Annotated in this window: 20 protein-coding genes; 8 read left to right on the plus strand and 12 right to left on the minus strand. The window is 52.4% G+C overall.

All coding sequences use genetic code 11. The annotated features are described in order from the left end of the window. Positions 1–55: 55 nt before the first annotated feature. The 4 genes from ACVDG4_RS08480 to ACVDG4_RS08495 are packed head-to-tail and all read right to left on the minus strand — an operon-like array spanning position 56 to position 2,956. A complete protein-coding gene (locus tag ACVDG4_RS08480) occupies positions 56–544 on the minus strand; it encodes a type II CBASS E2 protein (RefSeq protein ID WP_447234727.1) in 489 nt (162 codons plus the stop codon). Continuing rightward, positions 525–1,727, minus strand: coding sequence for a nucleotidyltransferase domain-containing protein (locus ACVDG4_RS08485; protein WP_447234728.1), 1,203 nt, complete (start codon positions 1,725–1,727; stop codon positions 525–527). Before ACVDG4_RS08485 ends, ACVDG4_RS08480 begins: the two co-directional genes overlap by 20 nt. Then, a complete protein-coding gene (locus ACVDG4_RS08490; protein WP_447234729.1) occupies positions 1,724–2,710 on the minus strand; it encodes a CBASS cGAMP-activated phospholipase in 987 nt (328 codons plus the stop codon). The genes ACVDG4_RS08485 and ACVDG4_RS08490 overlap by 4 nt, the downstream gene beginning before the upstream one ends. A gap of 12 nt (positions 2,711–2,722) precedes the next feature. Further along, positions 2,723–2,956, minus strand: a complete 234-nt coding sequence (locus ACVDG4_RS08495) for a DUF2188 domain-containing protein (protein WP_447234730.1) — start codon at positions 2,954–2,956, stop codon at positions 2,723–2,725. Positions 2,957–3,092: 136 nt separating this feature from the next. On the opposite strand from ACVDG4_RS08495, the gene ACVDG4_RS08500 reads away from it, so the two are divergent. The 3 genes from ACVDG4_RS08500 (at position 3,093) to ACVDG4_RS08510 (ending at position 5,077) form a co-directional block, all read left to right on the plus strand. Further along, a complete protein-coding gene (locus tag ACVDG4_RS08500) occupies positions 3,093–3,416 on the plus strand; it encodes a helix-turn-helix domain-containing protein (RefSeq protein WP_447234731.1) in 324 nt (107 codons plus the stop codon). Then, a complete protein-coding gene (locus tag ACVDG4_RS08505) occupies positions 3,413–4,324 on the plus strand; it encodes an ImmA/IrrE family metallo-endopeptidase (protein WP_447234732.1) in 912 nt (303 codons plus the stop codon). The genes ACVDG4_RS08500 and ACVDG4_RS08505 overlap by 4 nt, the downstream gene beginning before the upstream one ends. 234 nt (positions 4,325–4,558) lie before the next feature. After that, positions 4,559–5,077 (plus strand): antirestriction protein ArdA, encoded by a 519-nt coding sequence (locus tag ACVDG4_RS08510; protein WP_447234733.1) that lies wholly within the window; start codon positions 4,559–4,561, stop codon positions 5,075–5,077. A 74-nt stretch (positions 5,078–5,151) separates the two neighbouring features. On the opposite strand, the gene ACVDG4_RS08515 is transcribed toward ACVDG4_RS08510, so the two are convergent. The 3 genes from ACVDG4_RS08515 to ACVDG4_RS08525 form a co-directional block, all read right to left on the minus strand. Further along, positions 5,152–5,640 carry a hypothetical protein gene (locus tag ACVDG4_RS08515; RefSeq protein ID WP_447234734.1) on the minus strand — a complete coding sequence of 163 codons (489 nt, stop codon included), beginning with the start codon at positions 5,638–5,640 and terminating at the stop codon, positions 5,152–5,154. 108 nt (positions 5,641–5,748) lie between these two features. Then, positions 5,749–8,136, minus strand: coding sequence for an AAA family ATPase (locus ACVDG4_RS08520; RefSeq protein ID WP_447234735.1), 2,388 nt, complete (start codon positions 8,134–8,136; stop codon positions 5,749–5,751). Then, complete coding sequence (locus ACVDG4_RS08525) at positions 8,133–8,582, minus strand: plasmid mobilization protein (RefSeq protein WP_447234736.1); 450 nt, start codon at positions 8,580–8,582, stop codon at positions 8,133–8,135. Before ACVDG4_RS08525 ends, ACVDG4_RS08520 begins: the two co-directional genes overlap by 4 nt. Before the next feature lie 378 nt (positions 8,583–8,960). On the opposite strand from ACVDG4_RS08525, the gene ACVDG4_RS08530 reads away from it, so the two are divergent. Beyond that, positions 8,961–9,935, plus strand: coding sequence for a hypothetical protein (locus ACVDG4_RS08530; protein WP_447234737.1), 975 nt, complete (start codon positions 8,961–8,963; stop codon positions 9,933–9,935). A gap of 355 nt (positions 9,936–10,290) precedes the next feature. Then, positions 10,291–11,463, plus strand: a complete 1,173-nt coding sequence (locus ACVDG4_RS08535; protein WP_447234738.1) for a trypsin-like peptidase domain-containing protein — start codon at positions 10,291–10,293, stop codon at positions 11,461–11,463. 60 nt (positions 11,464–11,523) lie between these two features. Here the strand turns inward: ACVDG4_RS08535 and ACVDG4_RS08540 are convergent, their stop codons facing one another. Continuing rightward, positions 11,524–12,072 (minus strand): helix-turn-helix domain-containing protein, encoded by a 549-nt coding sequence (locus ACVDG4_RS08540; RefSeq protein WP_447234739.1) that lies wholly within the window; start codon positions 12,070–12,072, stop codon positions 11,524–11,526. Positions 12,073–12,204: 132 nt separating this feature from the next. Between ACVDG4_RS08540 and ACVDG4_RS08545 the strand changes: the two genes are divergently transcribed. Together ACVDG4_RS08545 and ACVDG4_RS08550 are read left to right on the plus strand one after the other, a co-directional pair. Next, entirely contained in the window at positions 12,205–12,948 is a 744-nt protein-coding gene (locus ACVDG4_RS08545) for an AzlC family ABC transporter permease (protein ID WP_447235101.1), read from the plus strand. Continuing rightward, positions 12,941–13,237 carry a branched-chain amino acid transport AzlD family protein gene (locus ACVDG4_RS08550; protein WP_447234740.1) on the plus strand — a complete coding sequence of 99 codons (297 nt, stop codon included), beginning with the start codon at positions 12,941–12,943 and terminating at the stop codon, positions 13,235–13,237. The genes ACVDG4_RS08545 and ACVDG4_RS08550 overlap by 8 nt, the downstream gene beginning before the upstream one ends. Before the next feature lie 71 nt (positions 13,238–13,308). Here the strand turns inward: ACVDG4_RS08550 and ACVDG4_RS08555 are convergent, their stop codons facing one another. The 4 genes from ACVDG4_RS08555 to ACVDG4_RS08570 all read right to left on the minus strand — a co-directional run bounded on the left by ACVDG4_RS08555 (position 13,309) and on the right by ACVDG4_RS08570 (position 19,975). Further along, complete coding sequence (locus ACVDG4_RS08555) at positions 13,309–14,418, minus strand: acyl-CoA dehydrogenase family protein (protein WP_209173705.1); 1,110 nt, start codon at positions 14,416–14,418, stop codon at positions 13,309–13,311. Between the two features lie 117 nt (positions 14,419–14,535). Continuing rightward, entirely contained in the window at positions 14,536–15,564 is a 1,029-nt protein-coding gene (locus ACVDG4_RS08560) for an AraC family transcriptional regulator (RefSeq protein WP_447234741.1), read from the minus strand. A 117-nt stretch (positions 15,565–15,681) separates the two neighbouring features. Next, the gene (locus ACVDG4_RS08565; protein WP_447234742.1) at positions 15,682–16,590 is read right to left on the minus strand and encodes a response regulator; all 909 of its coding nucleotides are present in this window, start codon (positions 16,588–16,590) and stop codon (positions 15,682–15,684) included. Further along, complete coding sequence (locus tag ACVDG4_RS08570) at positions 16,583–19,975, minus strand: hybrid sensor histidine kinase/response regulator (protein ID WP_447234743.1); 3,393 nt, start codon at positions 19,973–19,975, stop codon at positions 16,583–16,585. Before ACVDG4_RS08570 ends, ACVDG4_RS08565 begins: the two co-directional genes overlap by 8 nt. 390 nt (positions 19,976–20,365) lie before the next feature. Here ACVDG4_RS08570 and urtA point away from each other — a divergent pair, with 390 nt between their 5' ends. Then, complete coding sequence (urtA, locus tag ACVDG4_RS08575; RefSeq protein WP_209002270.1) at positions 20,366–21,649, plus strand: urea ABC transporter substrate-binding protein; 1,284 nt, start codon at positions 20,366–20,368, stop codon at positions 21,647–21,649. The last annotated feature ends 128 nt before the right edge of the window (positions 21,650–21,777 follow it).

The raw sequence follows: 21,777 nt of genomic DNA on the forward strand, positions 1-21,777 counted from the left end.
ATTACAAAACGATCTTGGCAAGGGGGCATAGCCCCCGTTGCATCCCTCGGTTCAGTTATCGAACGGATCTCCGTAGGTGCCTGTTTAGTGGAGAATCATCCTCATCACTAGGATGTACTCCACCGCCTTTCCATTCATCAGATACAAGCCACTCTTCAAAATAGTAGAGCCACGCAAATGTCCATGGAACGATTGTTTCATCAATACGCTTACTTGGATGCCACTGCCCACTACCAGGCAGATACAAACATAATCTCAATGGATCATTGTAAACATGAGGAATATTACGATCACCCGCTAACAACTGAATATCTGGGTCGATGACAAAAACCTCAGGAGTGCCATTCGGTTTGTATTTTAAACTCACAGAATACGCTCGTGACAATGGTGTGGGTTTAACAGTAATGTCCCAAACAAGTGCTGTATGTTTTAACTGACCATGGCCTACAACAATAGGATTTGCGCTCAGAAACATGTGTTGTTGAGCCAGACTTAAATCTTTTCTGCCAGGCTTCCCCTTCACATTAATCACCGAAAAAATCATTTTGGCGAACTGGAGTCGCAGCGCTTGCTATTTCGGTAGATAGCCCGATTGCTGGAACAACATACAGCCCACTACTTTTTCGTGCAGAAGATACTTTTTCGGTTCGAGCGGCTAAAACACGCCCAACAACCTCTTTGCCAAAGCTTTTTTGCATACCCGTAACGACGGTATCTAAGCCAATAACATCTCTCAATGCCTCAAAGTCATTTAATGCCTTTTCATGCCATTCAAAAAAGGCCTTTACCCGTTCTGGTTCGGTATTCCAACGTTCTGCAAAGTTTTCGCCATCTGTTGTTTCATTCCAAATCTCGTATACGACCTTTCCATTTTTATAAGATCGCCCGATGAAATGTGGCATCAGCCTTATTGTATCGATCAATACTTGAAGCTCATCATCAAACATAAAATTTTTGACACAATATTCATAGGATTGCATCGCGAGGGTAGTAATAACGACGGAAATTGGAGCTATTTCTGCCTGAACATCCAAAAAATGATGGTCCCGATGTCGCTTTAACAGTTGCACGGTTCTACGCAAAACATCTTTATGCTCTTTTCTTTCTGGAAAAGGCTGAACATTAGCCTCATCCATTCTTTGTTTTGCTACGAGCGATGCAAATAAGTGAGGTTGCAGCGCTGCTCGGCGCTCAAACAATTTTTTATATGCCTGAGGATTGGTTGGATGCCATGTTTTGAGCTTCCGGTCAGGAACCAATTCTCCACCGTTTTGACAAACTGGATTAGAAATAGTAGGCGAAATGTCTAAATGGAAATCACCTGCATAGTTCAACCTCCAACAACGCTTCTTCTCTTCCAAAATCTTTTTATAGTTGCCATTTTCTAATAACCGATCACCAATTGCTTTCTTTAGTTTTGCAGGTTCAATTTCTGTAGAGATACCTTTTGCTAACCCAATCAGATCAACATCAAATTCTGCTCGTCCTATTGGCTTTGTAGAAGTTCCAAGAGCACCGGAACCCTGTAAATACACCTGGATATTTTTGAGTAATGGATCATCCGATCCCGCAAGCCATTCGCCAACGGTTTCATAGCTTTTCTTCGCTCTTTCAAACTGTGTTTGCGTTAGCTCCAGATCTTGGCAAATTTCTTCAAGCATTCCAAAGACATTGGAACGTCGTGCCAAGGAGTTTTCGTCCAATTTTTGTCGACTGTGCTGGTTCATTGTTTTTTTCCGTTGAGTTTATGAACCGGTACAAACGGCTCGATGGGGTTGTTAAAAAATACTTTGCTCAACTCAGGCTTAGCGCTTCGTGCAGCAGATGAACCAAGTCCTTTTAAGCGACTAATCTTTGTGGTGTCGTCGAGTGAGAAAAAACCTTTTGGCACCGACGGCGAGTATCGATAAATAGATTTACCTGAATGCGGATGATCTGTGATCAGGCTTGCAGTTCCCAAAGCTCCACGGGACTGCCCGTCCATAAAGAGGTCAATAATTCCACGCCCTAAGCTTCCAATTCCTGGGTTTTCAGAAAGTAAGTACACCTCATCAACGCAACCAAGACTTAGAATTTTTAGTTCATCTGGCTTCCAGCCTAAGAGTGTAATTGCTTCTATTGAAGCAATCCCCACCGGGTTATTAGCCCAAACGCCCCCATCTAGAAGGCCGACATCATCAATTGATTTGTGTCTTTTGTAGTAAGTTGGAGCCGCTGCAGTCGCTAACGCAGCATCTAGAACCGGCCTCTTATAATCAGTTGATAATCTTGAGTGATGTGCCGTTTTGAAAATGTAAACACTCTTTGAATCTGCATCCCAGGCAGGTATTAAAAGCCGTGTTTTAGCCTCACCTATTAAACGATTGCCAAAAACAGCTAACAATTCTGTTTTAAGAACTTCTGCATCGTGTTTTGGTTTAAAAATGTGCTTTAAAAACTTATGAACACCTTTAGTCCTATCCAGCAACCAATTCCCGTTTGAAGCCTGCCCAAAAATATATGGCCCTCTTTCTTCATATAGCTTCAGTATTTTTTTTGCGGGTATTCCCATTGCTAATCCAAGGGCGATAATTCCCCCGGTCGAAGTACCAGAAATGAGATCGAAGTATTCAGCGATTGGCTTCTCTAAATCTTCTTCCAACGCAGCCAAAAAAGCTGCAGGCTGCGTTCCCTTTATCCCTCCACCATCAATTGTGAGTATTTTTTTCAATACCTCTCTCCTTTAGCCCTTTGGCGGATACGGATCTTTGCCATGACTATCGCTTGCGGCAATTTTTCCGTCTTTATTGTGTATGCGGAACTCCGTCCCCTGGTTTCGGCTGACAGATCGCCCACGATCAATTGCGTCCCGCTTTGTGTCGTGATGGCTAGTTGCACGGGCTGCGCCGCCGCGCTTGACATCCCAACCGCCTTTTGGGTTGGGAACTACATGATGAGTATCAGGGCCCTTTTTCATTGACACCTCCTATAGTTGTGATTCGCTTCGCAAAACAAAAAGTTCGCTACTCCGAACAATAAATAATGCCTTGAAAAACGGAAGTCAAGGAGTTATTGTTCGGAAAAGCGAACAATGGGGATTTTAAGGAATTCTGATGTCAACTGCCTTAGGCGATAAAATACAAAAACTGAGAAAACAGAACGAGTTAACGCTAGACAAACTTGCTGCAAAGTCTGGAGCGAGCAAGAGCTATGTTTGGGAACTAGAAAACAAGAACCCGCCACGCCCCTCAGCAGAAAAGCTCTCTAAGATTGCTGCAGCTCTAGGTGTCACACTTGAATATCTGCTCGACGACGAGGATCGCGTGACTGAATCCAATGCTGTCGATGAGATGTTTTTTCGAAAATACCAAAACATGAATGAGGAAACCAAAAACAAAGTTCGAAAAATGGTTGACCTCTGGGATGATGACGATTGAGCAAACGTATTTCTCCAACACGTTGGGCGATTGATATTTCCATTATCTTAAACGCAATCCCCAACTTCCAAAGATTTCCAATAAATGTTGCTGAAGTCGCAAAAGAGATTTCGCACAAAAAGTTTCCTAATGATCCCATTACCCTGATTAAGGGAAAAGATCTTCCGGGTTTTGAAGGTGCAATGAAGAAGGCACCAAAAGGAAAATCGGGCTGGGGTATTTTTTACAACAGCGGGATGCGTTCTAAAGGGCGTATAAACTTCACGCTCGCGCATGAATTCGGGCACTATCTTTTGCACCGCATTGAACACCCCAATGGCTTCATGTGCAGTATTGAAGACATGTCAAAGTGGGACTCTCAATATGCAAAACTGGAAGGAGAAGCGAATACCTTTGCGGCAAATCTGCTGATGCCACTCGATGATTTTCGTGACCAAGTGCACTTCAATCAAGCTCCGGAAATAGAAGCGCTGTCAGAGTGCGCGAAACGTTATGGAGTTTCGCTTATCGCCTGTATATTGAGATGGCTAAGCTACACAGCTCAACAAGCCGTTCTAGTAATTTCTCGTGACGAATTTATCCTTTGGGCAAGATCAAGTGAAGCTGCATTAAAGTCGGGTCTGTTTTTTAGAACTCAAGGACGCTCACCAATCCCAGTTCCCACCACTTCTCTTGCTAACAATCGGAATAACGTGGAGGGTCATACTGGAAGTATCATTCACGGTTCAAATTCTTGGTTTGGCAAACCATGTCGAGAACAGGCAATCTTTTCAGAACAGTATGATTTTACAATATCATTGTTATTTTTCGACAATGAAAGAGCTCTAGTCCGGCATGATGATGCCGAAACGGTAGAAGACACCTATGAGCGGTTTCAACGTCGAAATCCAAGTCAGAGTTGGAGTTAATTTTTGTTTCAATTTCAGGCCTGTTCTAAGCATCTACACTCAGTTTTTTAGGCCTGATTTAGTAAGGAAGCCAAGAGGCGTTGCCTCTTTCTCCCCACAAGGAAAATAGACGCTGACCGTGGCTCAGTACCTTGCGCCCGCACCACTCAGCATCGATTTCCCTTGCCCCCTCCCATCTCCATCCTCGGCCGGAAGCAGGGTTGCATGAGCAACCCATTACTAACGGAGAGAAACATGAAGGAGATAAACTCAGACATTCAAATCTATGTAGCCTGTTTGGCTTCATACAATAACGGCATCTTGCATGGCGGTTGGATTGATGCCTGTCAGGAGGCGGATGATATCCGCAGTGCGATCCTTGACATCTTGAAGACTTCACCCATTGAAGGGGCAGAAGAATACGCCATCCATGATCATGAAGGCTTTGAAGGTGTCTGGATACGTGAATATGAAGACATTGGCTATATCGCCAAACTTGCTGCCTTTCTTGAGGAACATGGAGAACTAGGCGGCAAACTTGTCGAGTATTTTGGAGATATTAAAACTGCCGAAGAGGCTTTGTCAGATCGCTATCACGGCGAATTTAAATCCTTGTCGGAATTTGCCGAAAACTTGACCGAAGAGACAACAGAAGTTCCCGACAGCCTGCGGTTTTATATCGATTATGAAGCCATGGGGCGAGATTTGGCAATCAGTGATGTGATTGTCATCGAAACGGGCTTTGAAGCTGTGCATATATTCTGGAGCTGCTAAGATTGCTCCATAATGTTTGTTCAAATAAAAGTATTGAAGTACGGGGCATTATTATAAAAACCTGTACTTAGTAATTATTCTGGCTTTCGAAATTTTCTTTTTGAACCAAACAAATTCATAATCAAACATAAAGAATCGTGAGTGAGGGTAAGAAGATTTAAAACAGGCGCTTTGTTGTCAAACTCACCACCATGCGCAATTCTGTTTCGTCTCTCATTCACTTTTTCGATTTTGTTTTTCCAAACAGATTTTAGAATTGCATATTCCTCATACTCTTTCATAATTGGGAGAAAAATGCCGTTGTATTTCCTAGTAATTCCATTTGCATCTTTTAGTAACTTGTCTACAAAATCGAGCGGAAGCCCTTTTTCTTCTACAAGCTCTTCTCGGATTGCAAAATTTACCATCAACTCAAGCGAAATTGCAGCTCTTAATACAGCGGCGGAATATTCTCCTCGCTCAAAGAGACCGAGTGTTTTGGTCCAGTTACGATACACTTTCTCATCGTCTTCAGCTTCGCTGTATGGTTTTTTAGATTTTCGAGTTAGTTTGTTCTTGCTCATTTCTGCTCTCAATATTGATATATTTATCAATAATACTGTAACTCAAGATTGCATCTTTTCACCGCTCTGCCAACGGCTACTTTTTAGTGCAGTTCGTCGATAGAGTTTTCAGACCCTTCTTAAATGTTGCATCGACTGGCTTGGCCTAATTTGTCTTTGCGATTTCGATGCACCCCGATCTCTTTCAAGGCGGCGCAGTGAAGCCTTGTCAGCATACAGCCTTGCTTCTTCGCGGTGACGAGACATTGCCACGTAAGATAGATGTGAATCCATTGTTTTAGAGCCCAGCACAAAGGTGCGATCTACCGTTGCCCCTTGGGATTTATGGATTGTGATGGCGTAGCCGTGGTCAATCTCGCTATAGATTGAGGGGTTAACGCACACACTGCGCTCTAGACCGTCCTCATCATCGAGGCGGATCGTAAGCTGCCCCTCATCAATGGCTTCCACAGTGCCAAGCATGCCGTTTTTCACGCCAAGCGTTCGATCATTCTTGGTGAACACAATGCGGTCTGTCACAGCAAAGGCGCGCGGGCCATGACTGGTATGGAGCAGCGCCTCATGGCTGAACTCACCAGCGGCTTTTTTCATGTGACGGATGGTCTGATTTATCGCGTGAACATCTTTGCGGCGATGCGCAAGCGCTAGCCTTGAAGCTTCATCCCCGTAGAGTTCCTGATCGGTCAAATACCCTTCTGCCAGTTTGGCGATGGCGTCATCAGACTCACGGGTTTGAATGATGCACCCATTTTCACGGTAGGCGGACAATGCTTCTTTGTTTTTGCCATCTGCAAATAGGCGTGTGGCCTGTCGCTGCCACTCAAACCTTTGGCGGCGCACTTCTGTCAGCTTGGCGGTATCAACGCTGCCAGCAATATCCTTAAACGGTGTGCCTGCCTGAATAGGCTGAAGCTGTTCAGGATCGCCAACCAGAACGATCTTTGCGCCAGAGCGCGCAGCTTCATGGACGAATTTTGCTAGTTGCTTCGTGCCAATCATCCCAGCCTCATCAATGACGAGGACAGTGTTCTTATCTAAACGCTCATACCCGCTTGCCCAGCTATGTTCTAGTGATGCCAGTGTGCGGCTCGCAATCCCTGATGAGCTTTGCAGCCCATCTGCGGCCTTACCAGAGAGCGCTGCGCCTATGACGCGGTAGCCTTGTTTCTCCCAGGCTGATTTAGCGCTTTTAAGCATCGTGCTTTTACCCGCACCAGCCAGACCAACAACGGAAGATAGCTGATTGCCACTCAGGGCGTGCTTGATCGCATCCTCTTGTTCGGCGCTTAAACTGGCTCCATAGGCTTCAGCCAGGTGAGCGTTTTCATCAGCGATAGCTTTTTGAATAATGACGCTATCAACATGATGACTGGAACGAGTTTCCAGCCCTCGAACACTGCGCATAAGATCGCGCTTACAGGCTTGGAATTCAGCGCTTGTATAGCGCGCCTCAGTTCCGTGCCCGGAGAGTTTGACCAGATCGGTACATTGAAGGGCACATTCTAACGCGCCATGCAGCTCCATCGGATTGTCGATGAAGTCCGCCAGCCCGCGTAAAACATCAGAGCGCGTAAATTCCTCTTTTTTGTCGGCAATGAAAGAGATAATATGCGCCGGTTCGCGTTTGACCTTTTCTTTGTTTGAAAGCCGCTCTTCATCAAGCGGAACAACCAAGGGCTGATCAGCAAAGGTGGAATGCTCAAAGGTATCTTTGAGCTGCACCCGCCGCGCTTCCTCAACGCTTGGAAGCCCTTGCAGATCACCAAGGCGATCCTGAACGGTCTTTGTTTTTTCACCGACCCAACGGGCAATGGAATAAACCTCACCATTGCCGTCAACGGCGACAAAGCCGCGTCTATCGCCTCGGGCAAGAGTAAAGCCATGCTCTTTCAAGGCGTTTGCAAAGGCAGCACGACTATCGGAAGCTTCCCAGCACTGGCGAAAGGTCTGTTTGATGACCTTGGGATCTTTATTGATCCGCTTGGCTTGCAGGGCTTCGATATTGGAATAGTTGAGAGGATCGCGCTGGGCAGCATCTCTAAAACCCTCAGGCATTTCCCAGCCATGTTCAATGTATAAATCGCGGGCCAGACTTGTCAGCTTGCGCTTGAAGTGCGGCAGATTGATTGCCTTCATTTGGGCGGCATCAATCCGCGACCACACGCAATGCGCATGGCGGCGACCTTTCTTCTCATGAAACACGATAGCGCGAGGCTGGCCTTCTAAGCCGAACTTCTCTTCAATACGGGTAATGGCCGTTTCAAAGACGCTATTAGGGACATTTTCTGTTTGCGGCGGGCTTAAACTGACAGAGAAGAAGAATTGGCGGCAGCGTGTGCCTTTAGAGATCGCTTCGGCTTCCTGCAAAGCGCCAAGAAGGTCAGTCGATAAAAATCCACTCACCTCATGCACCTCAACATGATCATTGTCATGCATGTTGAGAAGATGCTCTGCCAGCCGTATAGCGCCGCCGCGCTGCGCCCCTTCTAAAATCATGGGGCATCATCCCATTCATCCAGACGCTTCGTGCCAAGCGCCTTTAATAGCTCTGTGCGCAATACGCAGACATGCCCGTAAGCCTCATTGATTTTATCAATAACGTCCTGATCGACGGCCAACGTACCGCTATTGGCATGGAAGGCGAGCTGATTGAGATTGTTGGCGATGCGCGAGCTGCCCAGCATCCCCAGCACCTGAGCCAGTGCCTTCTGATCAGCGACAGGCTCAGGGCGGCGGCGTTTCTTACGCTTTGTCTCCTGATCATCAAACAGGCACTTGCGAATATAGGCACTCATGGACGAGCCCTTCGCCCATTCCTCAAGCAGGGCGCGCTCATTGTTGGATAAGCGCAGCGTCACCGGAGATGCCGCCGCTTTAGGCTGTTTCTCCGGCTGAGCCGCATGGTCAGAAAATTCTGATTTTAGGGAAGCTGGATGTTTCATCGAGACGGCCCCCGCATTTGAGGGGCGCGACGACGAACAGGCTTGCGAGATGGTGTTTCTAGGATCGCATCAACGTCGATGTTTTCTGCTTTGAGATGGCTTTCCCAATCCTCCAAATGGTCGAAGAGAGTGTTCCACTTCACACTCTCTGCCTGCACCATTTTCTAGCGATTTACATACCAACTCGCATCGTGATCAAAGCGGCTTTGCGAAAGTTCAACTGCGCACGATTACCTCTGCGAAAAAGTCTCCACGCAGGTCCAGAAACAGTCTTATCTGGACCTCATGGGCTTTGTGCGGTCATTGATGTAGGATCCTGACAGGGGCAGCATTACGCAACGCTCTCAAATACATGATCATTCGGAGGGCGCGCGCGAGATGAGTTTGTTGGAACCAAAAACTTCCGCCCTCTCCGCGACAGATCTTTCCGGGCTTTGGGCTTTCGGCTTGCTCAGCGCCCGCACGGGTGAACCGCTGATCTTCGAAGGTGGCGAACACCAACTTGATACCAGCCTCATCTCTTACGGATACAATCAGGTCACCGACAGCAGCGGCAATCTGAAGTCCGCTGCCGCAGCTCCCTTTTCGGGCGGCGAACGACTTGTGCTGACGGATACACCAATCACAGATCCTAACACCATTGAATACGCTCGCACCCTCGCGATCATGGCACCGATCCGTGACGCAATCCTCTATCAATACGATCAGACAACCCGGGCAGAATGGGAGTTCCTAACTGCCGTCTTGACCCTGAATGGTCTCAAAACCGTGGGCGCCACAACCTCCAGCACATCGCTGCTGGCAAGTGGCGAGGTGTTTGATTATGTCGCAACCGGCCCCACCGACGGCAACCCGGTGCTGCAATACCTTGAAGAGGCTGAACTTGAACTGAAATGCCTCGGCTTCACAGCGTTTAACTTCACCAATCCCGAAGGCACCAATCACTGCGAAGAGACAGGGCTGGTTGAGGGGGCAGGGATCAGGACATCCGCTGTTCTGGACGCCGGTGTTGATGAGGTGTTTTACCTTCAGGAAAACGGTGATGTGGCCGCCGCCCTGCTGGACGGATCAGCGCACTACAACACCTTTGGCTGGCGGGAGGGCCGTGACCCGAATGGCTGGTTCGATACGGACTGGTATTTGGCACAGAACACGGACGTCGCTGCGGCGGACATCAACCCGCTTACGCACTACCTTGATCACGGATGGCGCGAGGGAAGAAGCCCCTCAGAATACTTCAACGGGGATCGTTATTTGAACGCAAACCCGGATGTGGCCAATGCCGGGATCGATCCGCTCAGCCATATGTTGATGTTTGGTCTTGCAGAAGGCCGGGACTGGGGACTTCTCTAAGCGGTTGCTCCAACACTGTCACTTGAATGTGACGCCAGAACCATCAAAACCTCATACCGGACTTACCATCACCAGAAGAATGATAGCCTCCTAGGCTCAGCTGAACGCAGAGCGGCGCCAGCGAAACCGGTATGAACGGGTCGTATCCGGCTGTCGACTATGCCCTACGGCCGTTCTGACAGCGTCGCAGGCAGCAACACAGCATCCAAGCGGCCTAAATTTCACCTCAGATGAGATGGAAACTGCCTAATCAGTGCTCGAAGAACCGGGCAGTTGGCTCCCCGCTGGTCTGACACCGCCGGTTTTGAAAAGTCGAAGGTACTTATCGCCATATCAAGGAACGTTCGAGGCTAGGATGACCTACGAAGTTGATGACGACATATATCCGGCAACGACCGGCATCTACATCGAAGCGACCTGGTACGGATACGGAACGTATACCGGAAGCGGTGTTCTCGTTGGACGCAACGACATCCTGACGGCAGCCCACGTCGTCTATGACCCTATTTGGGGTATTGCCGATGATATTGTGCTTTACCCGTCATACGATCCCGACGACTTTTTCAACGACACTGTCGAATGGTCGACTGTTCACTATTTTCCAGATTTCGATCCAGACGCAGATGGACGCTTGTATTGGGGTGATTTCAATTCCGGCACTCTAGGGGAGACCGAACTTGATATCGCCCTATTCACTCTTAGCGAGGCAGCCGGAGACGTCTATGGCTGGATGGGAATGGACTACGGGTTCAACGGCGGGAACGTGGGTGTTCTGGGATACCCGGGCATCTATGGCCGGCAGCCCATGTATGACACCGGCTCCGTCAGCAACGCGCCTTTCAACGACTATGCGTTCCTCTATAATGGAGACCTTGAGGTCAACAGCGGCAATTCGGGCGGCCCAGTATTCTATGACTACGGTGATGGGCCCTATGTGGTCGGAATTGTCTCCACCGGCATTGCAGCTGTTGATATTGCCGGCCATGAGTATTGGTTGCGCGACTACATTCGCGACAACGATGTGGCACTGTCCGGCGGCAGGTTTGATCCCACATCAAGCGGCAGCACAGTAACGGTCGACTTGGTCGAAGACGGTGTTTACCGCTTTTACAACAGCTCGACCGGGACCCATTTTTACACCTCGGCTTATGCCGAGGCGACCTCGATCAACACGAGCTCATCCCAATACAGCTACGAAGGCGTCGCTTATAAGAGTGTCGACAGCACGGGTTCCAATGCGGTCGAGTTCTACCGGTTTTACAACACAGATACGGGCACGCACTTCTTCACAGCAAGCGCCGCGGAACGCGACTCAGTGATCTCAACTCTGCCTCAGTTCAACTATGAAGGCGTTGCCTATCACCTCCACAGTACTGCGGACGCCGACGACATTGCACTCTATCGTTTTTTCAATACGGAAACGGGAACGCATTTCTATACAGCTGTTCAGGCGGAACGGGACAACGTGATCAACACGCTCTCGCAATACACCTACGAGGGAATTGTCGGATACGTTGACATTGCCTAGCGCTCAACGCGGCATCAGACCACGAGACCAAGGCTGCCCTGTTCGAAAGAGCTACTGAGCCTAGACCGGGCTTTCCATCACCAGAAGAATGACAGCCTCTTTGGAGAGGACCTCATAACTGTGGGCGACGTCGCCGGAAAACCGGAAATAGTCCCCTTCTGAGAGGGTTTCCGGTTCGTCTGCGGGGCCGACGCGGATCTCGCCTTTTGCCACGAAAACATGTTCAATTGTGCCGGCTGGATGCGGCTCAGCTGCCCGCAACGCACCGCCGGAAAGGCTGGTCCGGTAAAGATCGCGGCGGCGGCCAGGCGGGCAATTTGCCAGCAGGACAGCGGTAAATCCGGCCGCTTCCGAGGCAACCGGATCCCCTTCCCCGGCCCGGATGAGTGTTTTATCCGTCGTCCCCGTCTCGAACAGGAAACTGAACGGGATATTGAGTGCACTTGCGATCGCCCAAAGTGTTTCAACACTCGGGTTGCCCTGACCCGCTTCCAACTGGGACAAGGTCGATTTAGCCAGGCCGGCCGCCTTTGCCAGCGCAGACAGGCTCATGTCTGCTTTCATTCTTTCCCGTTGAATGGCTTGTGCAATCAGGGTGATCGGCGTCATGTCACATGGTCTCTCATCATTCGTTCGTTTTATCACTCAATTGTTCGATTTGACAAACAGATCGATATCGTTCATTTATTCGAACAACGTTCTAATAATCGAACAGCCCTTCAGGCCGACACAATGAGCATCATGAGCCACGACAGCGGGCCACCGTGTTCCGCAGAAGATCCGACGAGCCCCCTCCGGTCCGATGTTTCGGACGGTATCCGGGATTCTCTCCCGATCCTCTTCGCTGTTGCACCATTTGCGGCCGTATTCGGCGCCATTGCACTGGAGAACGGGCTGACCTTTGGCGAGCTGTTGCTGACATCCATGTCGATCTATGCCGGGGCCAGTCAGTTCGTCATGCTGGACTTGCTTGGCCAGGGCGTTCCGGCCTGGTCCATCGTTCTGACGGTCTTTGCGGTGAACTTCCGGCATGTGCTTTATTCCGCCGCTGTCGGCCGCCACATGCACAAATTCTCAGCACTGCAGAAAGCGCTCGCCTTCTTTCTTCTGGTGGACCCTCAATATGCTGCTTCTGAGCGGCGCGCAGGCCGGGAAGGCCTTCGGCCGGCCTATTACTTTTCGTTCGCAGCGGCCATTTACGCTGTCTGGATCACATCCAACTGCGTCGGCGCTGCCTTCGGGTCGCTGATTGAAGATCCGGCCGCCTTCGGTCTTGATGTGATCCTTCCGGTCTATTTCGCTGGCCTTGTCGCCGGTTTTCACACCCGCCGCGGGTTCGGAGTGATCCTGCTTGTCAGTGCAGCCGCCTCAACCCTCGCCTTCCACACGATTGGCAGTCCCTGGCACATCACGATTGGCGGCCTTTGCGGCCTTGCCGCGGCCGCCCTGCTCAGCCGTCCCAAGGAAGAGGTGTCCCATGGATAACACCGTTCTGATCATCTGCCTGTGTGCCCTGGCCACCTACCTCACAAGAACCGGCGGACATCTGATCCTGTCGCGGTTCGGTGCGCTTCATCACCGCGCGGAAGCTGCGCTCGATACCGTCCCGGTGGCCGTCCTCACCGCGCTGGTAGCCCCCGCCGCGACGACGGAGGGGCCCGCGGAGGCCATCGCGATCATCCTGGCAGGCGTTCTGACATTGCGTTTTTCGCTGATCATCAGCGTTTCGGCGGGGATTTTCAGTGTCGTGGCCCTTCGCAGCCTTGGGCTCTAACACACTGAAAAACGGCCGGAGGAAAGATCCCTCAGGCCGCTAACTGTATTACTTGGTGCCGCTGCAGCCGATCAGATGTCTATGGACCGGGCGATCAGCTCTTTCATGATCTCATTGCTGCCGCCATAAATCATCTGCACCCGTGAATCGGCATAGATGCGGGCAATCGGATACTCCATCATATAGCCATAGCCGCCATGCAGCTGCAGGCATTCGTTGGCGATCTCGTTCTGAACTTGCGTGCCCCAGTATTTCGCCATGGATGCTGTTGCCGCATCCAGCGTGCCCTCGTCCATCCGCGCAATACAATCGCTTACGAAACTGCGCAGCACTTCCGCCTTGGTCTTGCACTCGGCCAGCTTGAACCGCGTATTCTGAAAGTCCATGACACGCTGACCAAAGGCCTTCCGGTCCTGAACGTAGCGAACCGTCTCATCGATCGCGAAGTCGATTACGCCCAGCGCCAGACATGCAATGATCAGCCGCTCCCAGGGCAGCTGCTTCATCAGCTGATAAAAGCCCTGCCCTTCTTCGCCGCCCAGAAGGTTCTCCGGGGGGACCCGCACGTCTTCGAAGAACAGCTCGGATGTGTCATTCGCCTTGCAGCCGAGTTTCTTGAGGTTCCGTCCCCGCGTGAACCCATCTGCGCCCTCAGTTTCTAGAACAAGGAGGGAGACGCCCTTCGACCCTTTCGTCTTGTCGGTCTTGGCAACAACAATGATCAGGTCTGCAGTCTGGCCATTGGTGATGAAAATCTTCGACCCGTTCAGCACGTACTCATTGCCGACAAGCTCGGCTGACGTCTTGACGCTCTGAAGATCGGACCCGGTGCCGGGTTCGGTCATGGCAATTGCACCGACATATTCGCCGGAGGCAAGCTTCGGCAGCCAGCGCTCTTTCTGGCTGTCCGTGCCATAAGCTGCAACATAGTGATTGACGATCGACTGGATGGAAAACCCCCAGCTGCTCTCGCCTTTGCGGCCCTGCAGGTAGGCCGTCACCGCATCAAAACTGATCGGGGCTCCGGCGCCGCCAAACTCTTCGGGAAGCGCAGCGCCCAGAATTCCGGCCTCCCCGGTCTTGGTCCAAAACTCGCGGTCAACGACACCCTGATCGTTCCACTTTTCGATATTCGGCACCATTTCATCATCCAGCAAACGCGACGCTGAATCGTAGAACATTCGGTGCTCTTCCTGAGGCCAGGATGCGGTGGCGGCAAAAACAGACACGATTACCTCCCAAGGGTCCAATTCTTACGTTTACGGAAAGGTGGCGCACTTGTTACTTTTTGTCAATTTCTATCTGAATGTGCGATGACCCGGCACAGGAACCTGAAGACGTCCGGATTGCCGGTACGTCCGCGGTGTCACGCCTGTCCACTCTTTGAAAGCACGAATGAAAGCGCTGGTCTCACTGAATCCGAGGCGCAGCGCGATGGCTTCGATACTCTCGTCTGTTTCCGCCAGCATCGCACGAGCATGGTCCCGCTTGACCTGAAGTCGGATATCTGGAAGTGAGACGCCTTCTTTTTTCAAACGGCGTCGCAGCGTATAGACCGGCATGTCAAGGAGGCTGGCAAGTTCATCCATGGACGGCAGCGGCCTGTTTTCAACGATCGCCGCTTCAATCAGCCCCGCCACCTCTTGTGACACATCCTGAAGCAAAGCCACGGGCATGAAGGCATCCATCGGGGTGCGCCGGGCCCAGGCAATGGCCGCCTCCGCACTCCGTTGCAAAGACCAGGACTGCACATCGATCGGCATAGAAAAGCCGCTGTTTTCAGAGGAAAACGAAGAACGTGCGCCGGGGAAGAGTTCGCCGCAACCCGACGCCCAGGCCGGCCGTGGATAGTCGAACCAGACCGACGCCAGCGGCACCCATTTACCGGCGAGCCACCCCGTCAGCCGGTGCATCAGCACCAAGATAGCCTCAATACCAAATTCCGACTTCGGAAAGGCTGGGGTCGTGCGCTCGAGCTGAAACAGGCACTCTGAACCGGCAGTGGAAAATGTCACAGTGAACGTGTTGTCCAGCATGTTCATGAATTCCGCCAGCCGCGAGAACGCGCCTCCGACCGTCCGTCCGCGCGAAGCATGCTCCGCCATAAGGGCCAGCGTCCCAATGCGCTGGGGCCGCTCCAGCTGCCCGGCGAACTCGTCGTTCATCTGAAGGGAGATTGCGCGGCTGAGGCGGATGAAATCCTGCGCTGTCGGCGCATCCGACAAACACTCAAGCTTGGCCGCGGTGAGTGCATCTGCCTTACTGTAACCAGCCTCGGCATAGCCTTGCAGAAGATTGCTCACCAGACCTGAATATGCAGTTGTCATAACCCGAAATTTGTAAGTTTATGTCAATTACGATTCCCTTGAGTGCCAGAAACAGGCGCAAAAGTCCATCCCGCTGCCCCAACTGGCAGATCAATCGTGGTTTTCGGATCTGGAAACTTAGAGCGCGAACATGACCTCTGCAGCCCGGACGGCGGCGGAGGCGCGGTTCTCGACCCCGAGCTTTACAAAAATCTGCTCAAGGTGCTTGTTCACTGTCCGTGGGCTCAGGTTCAGGATTTCGCCAATATCCTTGTTGGACTTGCCTTTGGCAATCCAGATCAGGACTTCTGCTTCGCGCTGGGTCAGCTGAAACTCGACCTGCAGCGCCCGTACTTGCCCTTCTTCGTCTTCCGCCGTCACGCGAAAGAGATTCTCATCCGGCCCAACGCGGCCGAGAGGATAGAGCTGGACGGCCAATTCTTCAGAGAGTCCCAACATAAAGCTGCCGCGCCGTGGCGTATCTGCACTGCTTTCAAGCCATTCGCCAAGTGCACGGCCCAGCTGAAAAAGCGTTGCATCTGCAGCGCCCGTCCGCGCCAAAAGGGTGTGGATCTGTGGCGTGGTCCAAAGAATCGCCCCTTCCGAGGAGACGGCGACAAGGTGGCGCCCAGCGGCGTCCATTGCAACATGTGCGCTTTGGACCGATCGGGCATTGCGCAAATGCACCTTGATCCGGGCCTTCAGCTCATCAACATCAATGGGCTTGGTGAGAAAGTCGACCCCGCCGCAATCCAATGCCTTTACGATGTGTTCCGTCTCCGAAAGCCCTGTCATGAAAATCACAGGAACATGCTGAAGGCCTTGGTTCTCCTTGAGCTTCCGGCAGGTTTCGAACCCGTCGAGCCCCGGCATCACTGCATCCATGAGGATTGTGTCCGGGGTTACCCTCTCGCAAATGGAGAGAGCTGCTTCACCACTGGTCGCAACCAGGACCGCAATGCCGGTCTTTTTCAGAGCTTCTGTTACAAAACCGAGGGAGTCCGGGCTGTCGTCAACCACAAGAACGGTGTCGCGGCGGTTATCCATCCTGCCTCTCCAATCCGTTCAACACATTCTTGTACCCTTCAAAATCGAACCGGCTCAGGTGCTCCTGCAGCGCTCGAACCAGCGGCTCGTTGACCGGGTCTTCGGTCAGCTCCGTCAACTTCGCCTCAATCCCCTCAACATAGCCAATTTCAGCGAGATTGATCAGATCGGCAACATGACGCACTCCCGGCGACGTCAATGCAGAGCTTTGAGAAAGTGCCAACTCTGATTCCACCTGCGCATGTTCGCTCCATTCGACACCCGTATGTTGTTGGATCAGATCGAGCAGCTGGTGAATATCAAACGGCTTGGCGAGCGACGCAGTGTGATTGGTTGGCCCTTCCGGTTTCAGCGCCTGATCACCGATATTGGCCGACAGCATAATGATCGGAGCCGTTTCCCCTTTCATCCGCAGATCCTTAACCAGCTCCCAGCCGTTTGTCCCGGGCATAAGGATGTCTACAAGATAGAGGTCCGGCTTGAGGGGCAAGACAACTTCAACACACTGGTTGGCACTCGCAGCCTCGAGAACAACGAAACCAAGTGGATCGAGGATATCGCGTACCAGTGCCCGGTGGTCCGGGTTGTCGTCGATCACCGCGATCGTCTGACGAGGACCCACATAACCACTGATCCGTTTTTCACGGCGAACCGCTGTCACAGGCTTGTCAACTGCAGCCAGCATGAGCCGGACTTCAAACCTGGAGCCGTCTCCCTCAGAACTGGAGAGCGCAACGGCGCCGCCAAGCGTTTCGGTCAGCAGCTTTGTAATCGTGAGCCCTAACCCCAAGCCTGGGATCCTGTCGGTCTCCTGAGTTGCACTGCGCGCGAAGGGTTCGAAGATTTTTGCCTGTTCATTGAGGGGGATGCCTGGGCCGCTGTCCTCGACCACAAAGCTCGCAACTTGCGACCTATAGGTCACGGCGAAGGAAACGTGCCCAGCGTTCGTAAACTTGATGGCGTTCGACAACAGGTTGACCAGGATTTGACGCAGACGCTTTTCGTCGGTGCGCACGATCACCGGCAGGTTGTCAGCCCGTTCGAAATGAAAGTCCAGTCCCTTTGCTTTCGCCTGCATTCGGAACATGTCAACGATTTGATCAAGGAACTCGTGGCAATTGATCTCATTCGAATAGACCTGCAATCGGCCGGCCTCAATCCGTGAAATATCCAACAATCCGTCGATCAAGCCGGAAAGGTGCTCGGCGCTTCGGCGAATGGTCGTCACAGCCGGTTTTCGGGCTGTCGGCAGCGCCTCATCCCGCTCCAAAACCTGGGCATAACCGAGGACTGCATTGAGAGGCGTCCGCAGTTCATGGCTGAGGCCGACCACATAGCGGCTTTTCGCAAGATTGGCAGCTTCCGCATCTTCCTTGGCCTTTTGAAGCGCGGCATCGGTGACATTGTGAGCGTCAATTTCCTTCTGCAAAAGAGCGTTCTGGCGGGCGGATTCTTCTTCAGCCACATGGCGGGTGTCATGCGCAAGCACCAGGAACCAGGACGCGATACCAGCCGCGATCGCGAAGACGAAGAAGATGAGGGCGACGATTTCGCCCAAAATCCCGGTTGGATCTCCAAGGCGGCTGACGGCTTGGGCATAGATGATCCAGAGCACAGCTCCAATTGCAGCGATACCGAAGACGGCCGTCAGCGCATACCGGCCAAGCCGTGTCTGAAACATCTCCATTACCGGCACTGGCAGCACTGCACCAGCCACCGACCCGAGCTGATAATTCAGGCGCGCCTTGGGTTTGCAGGAATCATGACATCTGGCATCCAGCGAGCAACACAGGGAGCAGATCGGTGCCTGATAGGCGGGACAGTACGCCATATCTTCCGGCTCAAAAGGATTCTCGCAAATGGAACAGGCTATGTGATCTCGCGCCTGCCAACTTTTGCGCGGCTTGCGCGCAAGGTAGTATTGGCCCTTGGTCGCCCAGGCGATGAGCGGTGCAGCCACGAACGCGATGGCCATGGCAAGGAAGGTCGAGAGCGCTGCGGCCACCTCACCGAAATAGCCGAACTGCGCGGCGAGTGCCAAGCCCGCAGCCAGCAGCATCGCGCCAGTGCCGACAGGGTTGATGTCATAAAGGTGCGCCCGCTTGAATTCGATCCCGGGCGGGGAAAGACCGAGCGGTTTGTTGATGAAGAGATCAGCCGAGATAGCTGAAAGCCAGGCCATGGCGATGATTGAGAAAACACCCAGCGTTTCCTCCAGCATCCGGTAGATGCCCAGCTCCATCAAAAGAAGCGCGATAACCACATTGAACACGAGCCAGACAACCCGGCCCGGATGCGAATGGGTTAGACGGGAGAAGAAGTTCGACCAGGCAAGCGAGCCCGCATAGGCATTCATCACGTTGATTTTGAGCTGCGCCACAACAACAAAGGCCGCCATCAGCAACAGCACAACTGTCTCGTTCGGTATCATGTATCCGAACGCCACGGTGTACATTCTTGATGGATCGTCCGCATGCTCGACCGGCACGCCGTGGGACAAGACAAGAACCGCGAGGAACGACCCCGCGATCATCTTCGGTGCACCGAGAATGACCCAACCGGGCCCGGCGAGGAATACTGCCAGCCTGTGACGCTTCCTACCGTGGTCAGTGGCCGGCAAAAACCGCAGAAAATCAACCTGCTCTCCGATCTGTGCCATTAAAGCAAGGATCACAGCGGATGCTGCGCCAAAGCTGATCAGACTGATGCTATCCCAACCGCTTTGTGCGGCTTTTGGCGCACCAGTTGCCGGGTCAATGCCGGAAAAACTCAGCCAGGTGCCGAGGGCCTGCCAGTCCGTAAACAGAATGAAGACGAAGGGTAGAATGTTCAGGATGATCCAGAAGGGCTGGGTCGCCAACTGAAACCGGCTGATCCAGGTGATGCCATGAGTGACCAGAGGAATAACCGCGACCGCGCTGATGATATAGCCGAGCCAAAGCGGTATCCCGAATGCAAACTCCAAAGCCCCAGACATGATCGAGGCTTCGATCGCGAAGAGAATAAAGGTGAAACTGGCGTAGATCAGCGATGTAATTGTTGATCCGATATAGCCAAACCCTGCCCCGCGAGTCAGAAGATCAATGTCCACGCCATATCGGACCGCATACCGGCTTATCGGCAGGCCGACGACCAGAAGGACCAGGCTTCCGACGAAAATAGCGAGAAAGGCATTTGCCGTTCCGTGGGAGAGCGTGATCGCTCCACCGATCGCTTCCAGAGCAAGGAAAGAGATGGCCCCAATGGCCGTTTGGGAGATGGCACGAGATGAGAATTTCCGTGCACCCTTGGCGGTGAACCGGAGCGCATAATCCTCAAGGGTCTGATTGTTGACCCATTTGTTATACTGGCGCCGGATCGGCACGATGCGTTGGCGCGCCGTCACTGAGCTGCCTCAATAATAGGCAGCCGCCCTTTCTGCAGGCAGATCCGAGCCTCCATTCCCCACTTGCGCTCCGCGTTTTTTCGTTTTGATGAAGCAGAGCAAGTTTTGCGCCAGCCCTTTGAGAGGAAGCAGCCACCACCAATCTGCAGATAGGGTGATGGAGGTTATTTTATCGGGTTACCTTCCCTGCCTGAGCGGTCAACGCGACAACTCGCCAGAATTTCACTTATAATTACAAAATCTTAGACGATAGCGACCGGCAACTTACGTCAATTGACGTATATCGCACCGCAACAAACCACCGCACGATCCTTCTCCGACAGCGGCACTCCTTCCAGCCGCCTCGCACCGGCATGGGGGCTGGTGACGTCACTCAAGAGGGGAAAGTCAATGACCAAGACATTCAAGCAACTGATGCTGGGCGGCCTGATGGCGTCCACCATGATCGGCGGTGCCGCAGCTGAGGAAACCATCAAGGTTGGTATTCTGCACTCGCTCTCCGGCACGATGGCGATTTCCGAAACCACGTTGAAAGACGCCATGCTGATGCTCATCGAAGAGCAGAACAAGAAGGGTGGCCTCCTCGGCAAGAAACTCGAAGCCGTTGTCGTCGATCCGGCTTCCGACTGGCCGCTGTTTGCCGAAAAGGCGCGTGAGCTCATCGAAGTGAACGGTGTTGATGCGGTCTTTGGCTGCTGGACGTCCGTCTCCCGCAAATCCGTTCTTCCGGTCTTTGAAGAGCTGAATTCTCTTCTGTTCTACCCGGTTCAATACGAAGGCGAAGAATCCCAGCGCAACGTCTTCTACACCGGTGCTGCGCCGAACCAGCAAGCCATTCCGGCTGTTGATTACCTGATGAACGAAGAAGGCGTCGAGCGCTGGGTTCTGGCAGGTACCGACTACGTCTATCCGCGTACGACCAACAAGATCCTTGAAGCATACCTCAAGTCCAAGGGTGTTGCCGAAGAAGACATCATGATCAACTACACGCCGTTCGGTCATTCCGATTGGCAGACGATCGTGTCGGACATCAAAGCCTTCGGGTCAGCTGGCAAAAAGACCGCCGTGGTCTCCACCATCAACGGTGATGCCAACGTTCCGTTCTACAAAGAACTCGGCAACGCCGGTATCAAAGCTGAAGACATCCCGGTTGTTGCCTTCTCCGTAGGTGAAGAAGAACTCGCCGGCCTCGACACCGCCCCGCTCGTCGGCCACTTGGCAGCCTGGAACTACTTCCAGTCCGCCGACACTGATGCAAACGCAGAGTTCATCGAAACCTGGCAAGCCTTTGTCGGTGACGAAGAGCGTGTGACCAACGACCCGATGGAAGCCCATTACATTGGCTTCAACATGTGGGTTGAGGCTGTCAACAAGGCCGGCACCACAGATCCGGACGCTGTCATTGACGCGATCGTTGGCGTGTCCGTTCCGAACCTGACCGGCGGCTACTCTGCCATGATGCCGAACCACCACATCACCAAGCCGGTGCTGATTGGTGAGATCCAGGACGACGGCCAATTTGAAACCGTTTGGGAAACCTCCGGCCTCGTTGTCGGCGATGCCTGGTCGGATTATCTGGAAGGCTCCAAGGACCTGATCGCGGATTGGCGCGCTCCGCTGTCCTGCGGCAACTTCAACACCGTAACCGGCAAATGCGGTGGATCCGGCTCCTAAGTTAAGAGCTGGAATATGCGGGACGGGCGTTGATGGGGGCCCGTCCCGTTTTCTTCCCAGTCGCCAAGAACAGGTGATCCCCTGTTGCCCCCTCTAAAGGAACTTCATCCTTCGAGACGCCGTGACAG

Source organism: Roseibium sp. MB-4, from assembly GCF_053005265.1.

What these genes read in the sequence shown, in the direction of transcription:
- ACVDG4_RS08520 (WP_447234735.1), bottom strand. Translation starts at nt 8,136, where the DNA reads ATGATTTTAGAAGGGGCGCAGCGCGGCGGCGCTATACGGCTGGCAGAG.
- ACVDG4_RS08515 (WP_447234734.1), bottom strand. Translation starts at nt 5,640, where the DNA reads ATGAGCAAGAACAAACTAACTCGAAAATCTAAAAAACCATACAGCGAA.
- ACVDG4_RS08540 (WP_447234739.1), bottom strand. Translation starts at nt 12,072, where the DNA reads ATGACGCCGATCACCCTGATTGCACAAGCCATTCAACGGGAAAGAATG.
- ACVDG4_RS08530 (WP_447234737.1), top strand. Translation starts at nt 8,961, where the DNA reads ATGAGTTTGTTGGAACCAAAAACTTCCGCCCTCTCCGCGACAGATCTT.
- ACVDG4_RS08565 (WP_447234742.1), bottom strand. Translation starts at nt 16,590, where the DNA reads ATGGATAACCGCCGCGACACCGTTCTTGTGGTTGACGACAGCCCGGAC.
- ACVDG4_RS08485 (WP_447234728.1), bottom strand. Translation starts at nt 1,727, where the DNA reads ATGAACCAGCACAGTCGACAAAAATTGGACGAAAACTCCTTGGCACGA.
- ACVDG4_RS08500 (WP_447234731.1), top strand. Translation starts at nt 3,093, where the DNA reads ATGTCAACTGCCTTAGGCGATAAAATACAAAAACTGAGAAAACAGAAC.
- ACVDG4_RS08560 (WP_447234741.1), bottom strand. Translation starts at nt 15,564, where the DNA reads ATGACAACTGCATATTCAGGTCTGGTGAGCAATCTTCTGCAAGGCTAT.
- ACVDG4_RS08545 (WP_447235101.1), top strand. Translation starts at nt 12,205, where the DNA reads ATGAGCCACGACAGCGGGCCACCGTGTTCCGCAGAAGATCCGACGAGC.
- ACVDG4_RS08555 (WP_209173705.1), bottom strand. Translation starts at nt 14,418, where the DNA reads ATGTTCTACGATTCAGCGTCGCGTTTGCTGGATGATGAAATGGTGCCG.
- ACVDG4_RS08550 (WP_447234740.1), top strand. Translation starts at nt 12,941, where the DNA reads ATGGATAACACCGTTCTGATCATCTGCCTGTGTGCCCTGGCCACCTAC.
- ACVDG4_RS08510 (WP_447234733.1), top strand. Translation starts at nt 4,559, where the DNA reads ATGAAGGAGATAAACTCAGACATTCAAATCTATGTAGCCTGTTTGGCT.
- urtA (WP_209002270.1), top strand. Translation starts at nt 20,366, where the DNA reads ATGACCAAGACATTCAAGCAACTGATGCTGGGCGGCCTGATGGCGTCC.
- ACVDG4_RS08480 (WP_447234727.1), bottom strand. Translation starts at nt 544, where the DNA reads ATGATTTTTTCGGTGATTAATGTGAAGGGGAAGCCTGGCAGAAAAGAT.
- ACVDG4_RS08525 (WP_447234736.1), bottom strand. Translation starts at nt 8,582, where the DNA reads ATGAAACATCCAGCTTCCCTAAAATCAGAATTTTCTGACCATGCGGCT.
- ACVDG4_RS08535 (WP_447234738.1), top strand. Translation starts at nt 10,291, where the DNA reads ATGACCTACGAAGTTGATGACGACATATATCCGGCAACGACCGGCATC.
- ACVDG4_RS08495 (WP_447234730.1), bottom strand. Translation starts at nt 2,956, where the DNA reads ATGAAAAAGGGCCCTGATACTCATCATGTAGTTCCCAACCCAAAAGGC.